Annotated in this window: 12 protein-coding genes; 11 read left to right on the top strand and 1 reads right to left on the bottom strand. The window is 61.9% G+C overall.

What is annotated here, in order from left to right; genetic code table 11:
* Positions 1-123: 123 nt before the first annotated feature.
* Positions 124-378, bottom strand: a complete 255-nt coding sequence (locus tag PG899_RS19295; protein ID WP_073348562.1) for a hypothetical protein — start codon at positions 376-378, stop codon at positions 124-126.
* Positions 379-471: 93 nt separating this feature from the next.
* On the opposite strand from PG899_RS19295, the gene PG899_RS19290 reads away from it, so the two are divergent.
* From PG899_RS19290 to prlC, 11 genes are all read left to right on the top strand, one after another.
* A complete protein-coding gene (locus tag PG899_RS19290; protein ID WP_077096712.1) occupies positions 472-1,737 on the top strand; it encodes a cytosine deaminase in 1,266 nt (421 codons plus the stop codon).
* Between the two features lie 87 nt (positions 1,738-1,824).
* Positions 1,825-2,202, top strand: a complete 378-nt coding sequence (gene crcB / locus PG899_RS19285) for a fluoride efflux transporter CrcB (protein ID WP_049045673.1) — start codon at positions 1,825-1,827, stop codon at positions 2,200-2,202.
* A 65-nt stretch (positions 2,203-2,267) separates the two neighbouring features.
* The gene (ubiE, locus tag PG899_RS19280) at positions 2,268-3,020 is read left to right on the top strand and encodes a bifunctional demethylmenaquinone methyltransferase/2-methoxy-6-polyprenyl-1,4-benzoquinol methylase UbiE (protein ID WP_011704116.1); all 753 of its coding nucleotides are present in this window, start codon (positions 2,268-2,270) and stop codon (positions 3,018-3,020) included.
* Between the two features lie 8 nt (positions 3,021-3,028).
* Entirely contained in the window at positions 3,029-3,637 is a 609-nt protein-coding gene (locus tag PG899_RS19275; RefSeq protein WP_077096709.1) for a ubiquinone biosynthesis accessory factor UbiJ, read from the top strand.
* Positions 3,637-5,277 carry a ubiquinone biosynthesis regulatory protein kinase UbiB gene (ubiB, locus tag PG899_RS19270; RefSeq protein ID WP_011704118.1) on the top strand — a complete coding sequence of 547 codons (1,641 nt, stop codon included), beginning with the start codon at positions 3,637-3,639 and terminating at the stop codon, positions 5,275-5,277. The genes PG899_RS19275 and ubiB overlap by 1 nt, the downstream gene beginning before the upstream one ends.
* Before the next feature lie 40 nt (positions 5,278-5,317).
* Positions 5,318-5,566, top strand: coding sequence for a Sec-independent protein translocase subunit TatA (tatA, locus tag PG899_RS19265; RefSeq protein ID WP_011704119.1), 249 nt, complete (start codon positions 5,318-5,320; stop codon positions 5,564-5,566).
* A 3-nt stretch (positions 5,567-5,569) separates the two neighbouring features.
* Positions 5,570-6,013, top strand: coding sequence for a Sec-independent protein translocase protein TatB (tatB, locus tag PG899_RS19260; RefSeq protein WP_016348949.1), 444 nt, complete (start codon positions 5,570-5,572; stop codon positions 6,011-6,013).
* Positions 6,010-6,765 carry a twin-arginine translocase subunit TatC gene (gene tatC / locus PG899_RS19255; RefSeq protein ID WP_011704121.1) on the top strand — a complete coding sequence of 252 codons (756 nt, stop codon included), beginning with the start codon at positions 6,010-6,012 and terminating at the stop codon, positions 6,763-6,765. The genes tatB and tatC overlap by 4 nt, the downstream gene beginning before the upstream one ends.
* A 111-nt stretch (positions 6,766-6,876) precedes the next feature.
* On the top strand, positions 6,877-7,662 hold the full coding sequence (locus PG899_RS19250) for a TatD family hydrolase (protein ID WP_077096707.1): 786 nt from the start codon (positions 6,877-6,879) through the stop codon (positions 7,660-7,662).
* A gap of 3 nt (positions 7,663-7,665) precedes the next feature.
* The gene (gene hemB, locus PG899_RS19245; RefSeq protein ID WP_039215398.1) at positions 7,666-8,685 is read left to right on the top strand and encodes a porphobilinogen synthase; all 1,020 of its coding nucleotides are present in this window, start codon (positions 7,666-7,668) and stop codon (positions 8,683-8,685) included.
* Between the two features lie 222 nt (positions 8,686-8,907).
* Complete coding sequence (gene prlC / locus PG899_RS19240) at positions 8,908-10,950, top strand: oligopeptidase A (RefSeq protein WP_077096705.1); 2,043 nt, start codon at positions 8,908-8,910, stop codon at positions 10,948-10,950.
* Positions 10,951-10,972 lie beyond the last annotated feature (22 nt).

The raw sequence follows: 10,972 nt of genomic DNA, 5'->3' as shown, positions 1-10,972 counted from the left end.
TGATATGGCTCAGTTGGTAGAGCGCATCCTTGGTAAGGATGAGGTCCCCAGTTCGACTCTGGGTATCAGCACCATTAAATATTAAAGCCTCCCAATCGGGAGGCTTTTTTGTATCCGCTTTTCTCAGTTTACCGAAATCTGCCTGGCATCGAGATAGAACCGAGCCTGTCCTGAGGCTTCTATCTGAATGGCTGCCACCAGTCGTTCATTGCGGGTGTATTCCCACTGCTTGTCGATCGACGTCAAGGGTGGCTTGTTGATACCCAGTGTCTGCAGATACTCGTGAAACAAGCCTGCGCTGCCGATCTCGGTCAATCCTGCTTTCATCCCAATCAACTCCCTTTTATTGTTGCTGTTTGTCAATAGTAACAGTCTCATATGTATTCAATATGAACGCTTTTCTATCAAATTGATCCAAGCTAAGTTGTGGATTGAAAAAGCCGTTGGTGTTTGAAAAAAGGAAGCAAAAACATGCTGATAAAGAACCTGCGTCTGGTCGGAAGGGAGGGGATGTGGCAGATCCTCTGCCAGGATGGCCTGATCCGAGCCATCGAACCCATGAGCACCCATCTGCTCGCAGCCCATGAGCTTGATGGTGAGGAGGGGCTCGCCATCGCCCCCTTTGTCGAGCCTCACATCCATCTTGATACCACCCAGACAGCCGGTGAGCCGAGCTGGAACCTCTCCGGTACCCTGTTCGAGGGGATAGAACGCTGGGCCGAGCGCAAGGCTCTGCTGACCCACGAGGATGTGAAGCAGCGGGCCATCCAGACGCTGAAGTGGCAGATTGCCAACGGCATCCAGTTCGTCCGCACCCACGTGGATGTCTCCGACCCCAATCTGGTCGCCCTGAAGGCCATGTTGGAAGTGCGGGAGGAGATGAAGGAGTGGATGGAGCTGCAGATAGTGGCCTTCCCGCAGGAGGGGATCCTCTCCTACCCCAACGGCAAGGCGCTGCTTGAAGAGGCTCTCAAGCTGGGCGCCGACGTGATAGGCGCCATCCCCCATTTCGAGTTCACTCGGGAATATGGGGTCGAAAGTCTGCACTATGTGTTCGATCTTGCCGAGAAGTATCAGGTTCTGGTGGATGTGCACTGCGACGAGATCGATGACGAGCAGTCCCGCTTCATCGAGACGCTGGCGACCCTGGCCTACGAGCGTGGCATGGGTCAGCGGGTGACCGCCAGCCACACCACCGCCATGCACTCCTATAACGGCGCCTATGCGTCCCGCCTGTTCCGGCTGCTGAAGATGGCGGACATCAACTTTGTCGCCAATCCGCTGGTGAACATCCACCTGCAGGGGCGCTTCGACAGCTATCCCAAGCGTCGCGGCATCACCCGGGTGAAGGAGATGCTGGAAGCGAACATCAATGTCTGTTTCGGCCATGACGACGTGTTCGATCCTTGGTATCCCATGGGCACCGCCAACATGCTGCAGGTACTGCACATGGGGCTGCATGTCTGCCAGATCATGGGTTACGAGCAGATCAACGACAGCCTCAAGCTGATCGGCTGCCACAGTGCACGCACCCTGAACGTGCAGGATCGCTACGGCATCGAGGTGGGCAAACCGGCCAACCTGCTGATCCTGCCCGCCGAGAACGGCTTTGATGCGGTGCGCCGCCAGGTGCCGGTGCGTTACTCCGTTCGCGGTGGCCGGGTGATTGCGCAAACCACGCCATCCCGCACCTCGATTCATCTCGCTCAGGTCGAGCCGGTCGACTTTCGCCGCTGATGCGGGTGATGTCGATTAATTGCCCTGCTGTCCCCCGGGCCTGACATTTTGCATAATGTCGGCCCGATACTATGGAGGCGTGCTCCCATGCAAACCTGGTTATATGTTGCCGCCGGCGGGGCCATCGGCGCCTGCCTGCGCTTTGGTATCGCCGAACTGATGGCGCTGCTGTTGGGACGTCATTTCCCGTATGGCACCCTGGTGGTCAACGTGGTCGGCTCCTTCATCATGGGCATTGCCTTTGCGCTGATCAGCCATGGTCATGTGGTGGAGCACCCGCTGAAACCGCTGCTGATGGTGGGTATCCTCGGTGCCCTGACTACCTTCTCCTCCTTCGCGCTGGATACAGTGGTACTGGCCCAGCAGGGGGCCTATCTGAAAGCCGCCCTCAATATCGGCCTTAACCTGTTTCTCTGTCTGGCCATGGTAGTGCTGGGGATGCAGTTGGTCGCCAGCCGGGTTTAAGGTGTCCGCACGCCATTGGCTCTGGTAAACTGGCGGCCATTCTTTGCTCTATGGGTGTTTAAGGGATGTCAGAACAGACTACGACAACGCATTTTGGCTTTAAAACCGTGGCCTCGACCGAGAAGGAAACCCTGGTCGCCGGCGTCTTCCATTCGGTGGCAGCCAAGTATGATCTGATGAACGATCTGATGTCGTTCGGCATCCACCGCCTGTGGAAGCGCTTCACCATCGACTGCTCCGGCGTGCGCAAGGGTCAGAAGGTGCTGGATCTGGCCGGTGGTACCGGCGATCTGACCGCCAAGTTCTCCCGCATCGTCGGCGAGACCGGCCAAGTGGTGCTGGCGGATATCAACGACTCCATGCTCAAGGTGGGCCGCGACAAGCTGCGCAATCTGGGGGTGGCCAACAACGTCTCCTACGTACAGGCCAATGCCGAGGCGCTCCCGTTCCCTGACAACCATTTCGACGTCATCACCATTGGCTTCGGCCTGCGCAACGTCACCGACAAGGACAAGGCACTTGCCTCCATGTTCCGGGTGCTCAAGCCGGGTGGCCGCTTGCTGGTGCTGGAGTTCTCCAAGCCGGTCAGCGAAGTGATCGCCAAGCTGTACGATCTCTACTCCTTCAAACTGCTGCCTAAAATGGGCGAAATCGTCGCGAACGACAGCGAAAGCTACAAATATCTGGCGGAGTCGATCCGCATGCACCCGGATCAGCAGACCCTGGCAGGCATGATGGAGAATGTCGGTTTCGAGCAGGTCGAGTTTTACAACCTGACCCAGGGCGTGGTCGCCCTGCACCGCGGTTACAAGTTTTAAGGTCGCCTATGCCGATGGATGCCATGGTCACCGCGGTGATCGAAACCAGCCTCAACCAGCTGCTGCGACTCGACAAGCAGAGTCCGGAGCGGCTGCGCAAATTGACGGGCAAGGTACTCAAACTGGAGCTGCGCGAGCTCAAGCCGCTCTGGTTTGTCTTCTCCGAGCGCCGGCTGGATGTGCTGGCCAAATTCGAAGGGGAGGCCGATGCGGTGCTGAGCCTCTCCCTGACCGCGCTCGGCCTGCTCAAGGACCCCTCCGCCCTGACCCGCTACATCCGCGAGGAGAAGCTGGACCTGAGCGGCGACCCTCAGCTGGTGCAGGCGTTCAGCGTGTTGCTGGGCGAGCTGAATATCGACTGGGAAGAGGAGCTGTCCCGTTATACCGGCGATGTGCTGGCCCACACCCTGCTGCGCGGCGCCAGTCAGGCACGCCGGCTGCTGGGACGTGAATTGTGCCGCAGCCAGCGTCAGCTGGCCGAATACCTGACCGAAGAGATCCGGCTTGCGCCGGGTCCGCTGGAAGTGGCCAGCTTCAACGACGATGTTGAGTTGCTGGCCCAGCAGATGAAAGCGGTCGAGCTGCGGCTGACCCGCTTCGAGCAGCAGGTAGCCTGATGACCCCGAAGGAGTTCAAGCGCCTCTATCGCATCATCAGCATCCTGCTGGAGCAAGGCATCGACGAGCTGGTGCCCGCCCGTTACCAGCCCTGGCCCGGCCGGCTGGCCCGTCGCAGCCTGTTCTGGCTCAAGAACAAACGTCAGGGGCTGAACCGCGGTGCCCGCATCCGGCTCGCCTTCGAGGCGCTCGGCCCCATCTTCATCAAGTTCGGTCAGATGCTCTCGACCCGGCGCGATCTGCTGCCGCCGGACATCGCCGAGGAGCTGGCACTGCTGCAGGACAGGGTGCCCCCCTTCTGTGGTCAGGCGGCCCGCCGCCAGATCGAGGCGAGCCTAGGCTGCACCATCGAGACCCTGTTTGACGACTTCGACGAGACGCCGCTGGCGTCGGCCTCCATCGCCCAGGTGCATACCGCCCGGCTGAAGGAGAATGGCCGCGAGATCGTCATCAAGGTGATCCGTCCCGACATCGAGCCGGTCATCGAGGCCGACCTGCGGCTGATGCAGGCGCTGGCCCGTCTGGTGGCCCGTTTCGTGCCCCAGAGCGGACGCCTGCGCCCCATCGAGGTGGTGGAAGAGTATCGCAAGACCATCCTCGACGAGCTCAACCTGATGCGCGAAGCGGCCAACGCCATCCAGCTGCGCCGCAACTTCACCGGCTCCGAGGCGCTCTACGTGCCCGAGGTGTTCACCGAGCACTGCCGCGAACAGGTGCTGGTGATGGAGCGGATCTACGGCATTCCGGTCTCCGACATTGCTGCGCTGGAGGCCAACGGCACCAACATGAAGCTGCTGGCCGAGCGCGGGGTGGAGGTGTTCTTCACCCAGGTGTTCCGCGACAGCTTCTTCCACGCCGACATGCACCCGGGCAACATCTTCGTCTCCTACGAACATCCGGAGAATCCGCTCTGGATCGGCATCGACTGCGGCATCGTCGGCACCCTCAACCGGGAAGACAAACGCTACCTGGCCGAGAACTTCCTCGCCTTCTTCAACCGTGACTACCGCCGGGTGGCCGAGCTGCACGTGGAGTCCGGCTGGGTGCCGCCCGATACCAAGGTGGATGAGTTCGAGTTCGCCATCCGCACCGTGCTGGAGCCCATCTTCGAGAAGCCGCTGTCCGAGATCTCGTTCGGCCACGTGCTGCTCAACCTGTTCAACACCGCGCGCCGCTTCAACATGCAGGTGCAGCCGCAGCTGGTGCTGTTGCAGAAGACCCTGCTCTATGTGGAGGGGTTGGGTCGCCAGCTCTACCCGCAGCTCGATTTGTGGCAGACCGCCAAGCCCTATCTGGAAAACTGGATGTATCAGCAGGTGGGGCCCAAGGCGGTGTGGAATGCCATCAAGGAGAAGGCGCCATTCTGGGCGGAAAAGCTGCCGGAACTGCCGGAGCTGGTCTACGAGACCCTGCGCCAGACCCGTCATCAGCAGCGCCACTTCGACCAGATGTTTGCCGATTTTCGCCGGCACAGTCGCCGCCAGGGTCAGGCTCGCTACCTCTTAGGGGTTGGAGCCAGCCTGCTATTGGCCGGTGTATTCTTGCTGACCCAAAAACAACACATTGAGTGGGGACAAATCAGCCTCGCCGGCGCCGGGTTATGCTGGCTGCTGGGTTGGTTGCGAACCCGTTCTCATTAAATAAACTGCGCCAGCAGGCGCCTGTTCTGGAGAGAAAGTCATGGGTGGTATCAGTATTTGGCAATTGTTGATCATCGCAGTCATCGTCGTGCTGCTGTTCGGTACCAAGAAACTGCGCGGCATCGGCGGTGATCTGGGTGCCGCGGTCAAGGGCTTCAAGAAGGCGCTGTCCGACGAGCCGGAGACCAAGTCCGAGCAGAAGGATGCCGAGTTTCCGCCGAAACAGCTGAACGAAGCAGCGGGTCAGCCTAGCGATGCTGCCAAGCAGAAAGATAAAGATCAGGCCTAAGCCATGTTCGATATCGGTTTCTGGGAGCTGGTTGTCATTGGTGTCGTCGCCCTGGTGGTGCTCGGCCCCGAGCGGCTGCCCGTGGCGATCCGTACCGCCAGCCACTGGATCAGACTGATCCGCAGCACCGCCAACTCGGTCAAGGCCGAGCTGGAGCAGGAGCTCAAGTTGCAGGATCTGCACAACGACCTGAAGAAGGCCGAACAGTTGCAGATGAACAACCTGAGCCCCGAGCTGCAGGAGTCTATCGAGCAGCTGAAAACGGCCGCACAATCGGTGACCCGTCCATACGAACAACAAAATACCATCCAGCCAGCACCGGCCGCCGCCGAGGTGAAGGAGGAGCCGGCAGCCCCCGTCAGTGTGGCGACACCTGATGAGGAGCCCACCGTGATCCCCGCCGCAAGTGCCCAGCCGAGCGCCGAACAAGGGGAGGTGAAGCCATGAGTCAGGCCGAGCAACCCCTGATCAGCCATCTGGTCGAGCTGAGAACGCGCCTGCTGCGCTCCATCTCGGCCATCCTGCTGGTGTTCATCGCGCTGATCTACTTCTCCAACAACATCTACGACTTCGTGGCCCAGCCGCTGCTGAGTCAGTTGCCGGAAGGGACCAGCATGATAGCGACGGATGTGGCGACCCCCTTCCTGACGCCGATCAAGCTGACCCTGGTGGTCTCCTTCTTCGTGGCGATCCCTTATCTGCTCTATCAGGCCTGGGCCTTCATCGCCCCCGGTCTGTACCAGCATGAACGGCGCCTGATCATGCCGCTGGTCGCCTCCAGTGCCGTGCTGTTCTATGCCGGCATGGCGTTCGCCTACTACGTGGTGTTCCCGCTGGTGTTCGGTTTCTTCACCAGCACCGCGCCCGCCGGGGTGACGGTGGCGACCGACATCGCCAGCTATCTGGACTTCGTACTGACCCTGTTCTTCGCGTTCGGGGTGGCGTTCGAAATTCCGGTTGCCACCATACTGCTGTGCTGGACCGGGGTGACCAGTCCCAAGAGCCTGCGGGAAAAGCGTCCCTACGTCATCGTCGGGGTGTTCGTGGTCGGCATGCTGTTGACGCCGCCCGATGTCTTTTCCCAGACTCTGCTCGCGATCCCCATGTGGGGTTTGTGGGAGATAGGTCTGTTCTTCGCCCGTTTCTACGTGAAAGAAGAGAGCGAAGAGAAGCAGGAGCAGACTGAAGAGGGGAGCTAAGGCTCCCTTCCTCTTTTCATGCCCCCGTTCGAGGCGTATGGTAAGGCCCCATTGAGTAGATGGTTTTCAAATACCTGATATGTCTTCCTTTTGTTCGGACCCGCTGACCCCATGATCGACATAGGTGTAAACCTGACCAGCAGCCAGTTTGCCGATGAACAGGCCGATCTGGTGGCCCGCGCCCGCGCCGCCGGGGTGGAGGCGCTGATCCTGACCGGCACCGATCTGGTCGGCAGCCACGAGAGCGCCACCCTTGCCGCCCGCTGGCCGGGTTACTGTTTCTCCACCGCCGGGGTCCACCCCCACGACGCCAAGAGTGTCGATGAGGCGACCCTGCCCGCCCTGCGCGAGCTGGCGGCGCTGCCACAAGTGGTGGCTATCGGCGAGTGCGGGCTCGACTACAATCGCGACTTCTCGCCCCGTCCGGTGCAGGATGCGGTATTCGACGCCCAGCTGGCGCTGGCCGCCGAGCTCGGGATGCCGGTGTTTCTCCACTGCCGCGATGCTCACGCCCGTTTCATCGAGATCCTGCGCCCCTGGTTGCCCAAGCTGCCGGGGGCCGTGCTGCACTGCTTCACCGGCTCCGACGAGGAGCTGGACCAGTGTCTGGCGCTGGGGCTGCATATCGGGGTGACCGGCTGGCTGTGCGACGAGCGTCGCGGCCAGTTGCTGCGCGAGCAGGTGGCCCGCATTCCGGCCGGCCGGCTGATGATCGAGACCGATGCCCCCTATCTGGTGCCGCGGGATCTGAAGCCCAGACCAAAACGCAACGAACCCGCTTTTTTGCCGCACATCGCTCAGGTGGTGGCGGCCTGCCGTGGTGAAGCGCCCGAGGCCTTGCTGGCCCACACCCGGGCCACCTCCGCCGCGTTCTTCCAACTTCCTCTTCAGGAGTGATTCATGGCTACAACTCTTCCAGGCGCCTTTCCGGGTCGCCGCCTGCGCCGGGTGCGCAAACATGATTTCAGCCGTCGTCTGGTGCGCGAGAACGTACTGACCGCCAACGATCTCATCTATCCCGTGTTCGTGCTGGAGGGGGAGAACCGTCGTGAGGCCGTCACCTCCATGCCGGGGGTGGACAGGCTTTCCATCGATCTGCTGCTGAAAGAGGCTGCCGAGCTGGTTGCGCTGGGCGTACCGGCCATCGCTCTGTTCCCGGTCACCCCGCTGGAGCAGAAGAGTCTGCTGGCGGAAGAGGCCTACAACCCGGACGGGCTGGCCCAGCGGGCGACGCGCGCCCTCAAGGCGAGCTTCCCGGAGCTGGGGGTCATCACCGACGTGGCGCTCGATCCCTTCACCACCCACGGGCAGGACGGCATCATTGATGACGAAGGCTATGTGCTGAACGACATCACCACCGAGATCCTGGTGAAACAGGCGCTCTCCCACGCCGCTGCCGGGGTCGATATCGTCGCGCCGTCCGACATGATGGATGGCCGCATCGGCGCCATCCGCGCTGCGCTGGAAGAGAACGGCTTCATCAACACCCAGATCATGGCCTACTCCGCCAAGTACGCCTCCTGCTACTACGGTCCGTTCCGCGACGCGGTGGGCTCTGCCGGCAACCTCGGCAAGAGCAACAAGGCCACCTACCAGATGGATCCGGCCAACAGCAACGAAGCCCTGCACGAAGTGGCGCTGGATATCCAGGAAGGGGCCGACAGCGTGATGGTCAAGCCGGGCATGCCCTATCTGGACGTGATCCGCCAAGTGAAGGATCAGTTCGGCGTGCCGACCTTCGCCTATCAGGTGAGCGGCGAGTACGCCATGCACATGGCTGCGATCCAGAACGGCTGGCTGAAGGAGAAGGAGAGCATCATGGAATCCCTGCTCTGCTTCAAGCGGGCCGGTGCCGACGGCATCCTCACCTACTTCGCCAAGCGGGCTGCCCAGTGGCTGCAGGAAGACGCCAGCCGCTGATGCATCTTGCCTGATGTCACCCACAATGCCGGCCCCTGGGCCGGCATTGTCGTCTCTGGCATCCGGATCGCCGTTTTAATGAGCAGATCTCGGCGAAAAGTGGACAACAGGCCGCGCTCTGGCAGGCAAAGGCTTGATTAATGAGGTTTCTGCCTACATCTTAGGTAGTCCAAGCAAGCTTCTGGACGGCAGGGGCTGTAGAGAATTTAGAGGTATCGCAGGATGAACAACCCTTTGCTGACAATGGACTCGCTGCCCCCTTTCAGCCAGATCCAGCCCGATCAGGTGCAGCCTGCCGTGACGCAGGCCATCGCCGATTGCAAACAGAAGATCAGCGATGTGCTGGCCCAGCGCGACCCCCACACCTGGGACAGCCTGATCGCCCCGCTGGAAGAGGTCAACGACCGCCTGGCGCGGATCTGGTCGCCGGTTAGTCACCTCAACTCCGTACTCAACAGCGAAGCACTGCGCGCGGCCCACGACGCCTGCCTGCCGCTGCTGTCTGAATTCCAGACCTATGTCGGCCAGCACGAGGGGCTCTATCAGGCCTATCGCGAACTGGCCGAGAGCGACGACTTCCCGCTGCTGAGCGGCGCCCAGCGCAAGGAGATCCAGAACACCCTGCGCGATTTTCGCCTGTCCGGGATCGGTCTGCCCGCCGAGGCGCAGCAGCGCTACGGCGAGATCCAGGCCCGCCTCTCCGAGCTGGCTTCCCGTTTCAGCAACAACGTGCTGGACGCGACCCAGGGCTGGAGCAAGCTGGTGACCGACGAGGCCGAGCTGGCTGGTCTGCCGCAGAGCGCGCAGGCCGCCGCCCGCCAGCTGGCCGAGCTGAAGGGCAAGGAGGGCTGGCTGTTCACCCTGGACATCCCCTCCTACCTGCCGGTGATGATGTATGCCGACAACCGCGCGCTGCGCGCCGAGCTGTATGAGGCCTTCACCACCCGCGCCTCGGATCAGGGTCCCAACGCCGGCAAGTGGGACAACTCCGCCATCATGACCGAGCTGCTTGCCCTGCGCCGCGAGCTGGCCCAGCTGCTCGGCTTTGCCAACTACGCCGAGCTGTCACTAGCCACCAAGATGGCGGACAAGCCCGAGCAGGTGGTGAACTTCCTCACCGATCTGGCGGCCAAGTCCCTGCCGCAGGGCAAGGCCGAGCTCGAAGAGATCCGCGCCTTCGCCGCCGAGCAACACGGTCAGCGCGAGCTGGCCGCCTGGGATCTCGCCTACTACGCCGAGAAGCTCAAGCAGCACAAGTTCTCCATCTCCGACGAGCAGCTGCGCCCCTACTTCCCCGCCAGCAAGGTGGTGAAGGGGCTGTTCGAGGTGGTCAAGCGGGTGTTCGGCATGAAGGTGCGTGAGCGCCTCGGCATCGACACCTGGCACCCGGACGTGCGCTTCTACGACATCTTCGACGCCGAGGACGAGCTGCGCGGCAGCTTCTACCTCGACCTCTATGCCCGCGAGCACAAGCAGGGCGGCGCCTGGATGGATGTCTGCCTGGGTCGTCGCTACCGTCAGGATGGTTCGCTGCAAAAGCCGGTGGCCTACCTGACCTGCAACTTCAACGGTCCGGTGGACGGCAAACCCGCCCTGTTCACCCACAACGAAGTGGTCACCCTGTTCCACGAGTTCGGCCACGGTATTCACCACATGCTGACCCGCATCGACGTGGCCGGCGTGGCCGGCATCAACGGCGTGGCCTGGGACGCGGTGGAGCTGCCGAGCCAGTTCCTCGAGAACTGGTGCTGGGAGTCCGAGGCGCTGGCCTTCATCTCCGGCCATCACGAGACCGGTGAGCCACTGCCTGCCGATCTGCTGGAGAAGATGCTGACCGCCCGCAACTTCCAGGCGGCGATGCAGATGCTGCGCCAGCTGGAGTTCGCCCTGTTCGACTTCCGCCTGCACCAGGAGTTTGACCCGGCCAGCGCGGATCAGATCCCGGCGCTGCTGGATGAGGTGCGCAGCCAGGTGGCGGTGATGACGCCGCCTGCTTTCAACCGCTTCCAGCACAGCTTCTCCCACATCTTCGCCGGCGGTTATGCGGCGGGCTACTACAGCTACAAGTGGGCCGAGGTGCTCTCTGCGGATGCCTTCTCCCGCTTCGAGGAGGAGGGGATCTTCAACCCGGCCACCGGTCAGTCCTTCCTGAAGAACATCCTGGAAAAGGGTGGCTCCAAGGAGCCGATGGAGCTGTTCCGAGCCTTCCGTGGCCGCGAGCCTCAGGTGGATGCGCTGCTCCGTCACAGTGGGATTGCCGCGTGAGTTGGCGGGCCCCGGCTGGCGT

The organism is Aeromonas sp. QDB39, assembly GCF_027707585.1.
GTDB lineage: Bacteria > Pseudomonadota > Gammaproteobacteria > Enterobacterales > Aeromonadaceae > Aeromonas > Aeromonas hydrophila.
This window is presented reverse-complemented; position numbering and strand designations above follow the sequence as displayed.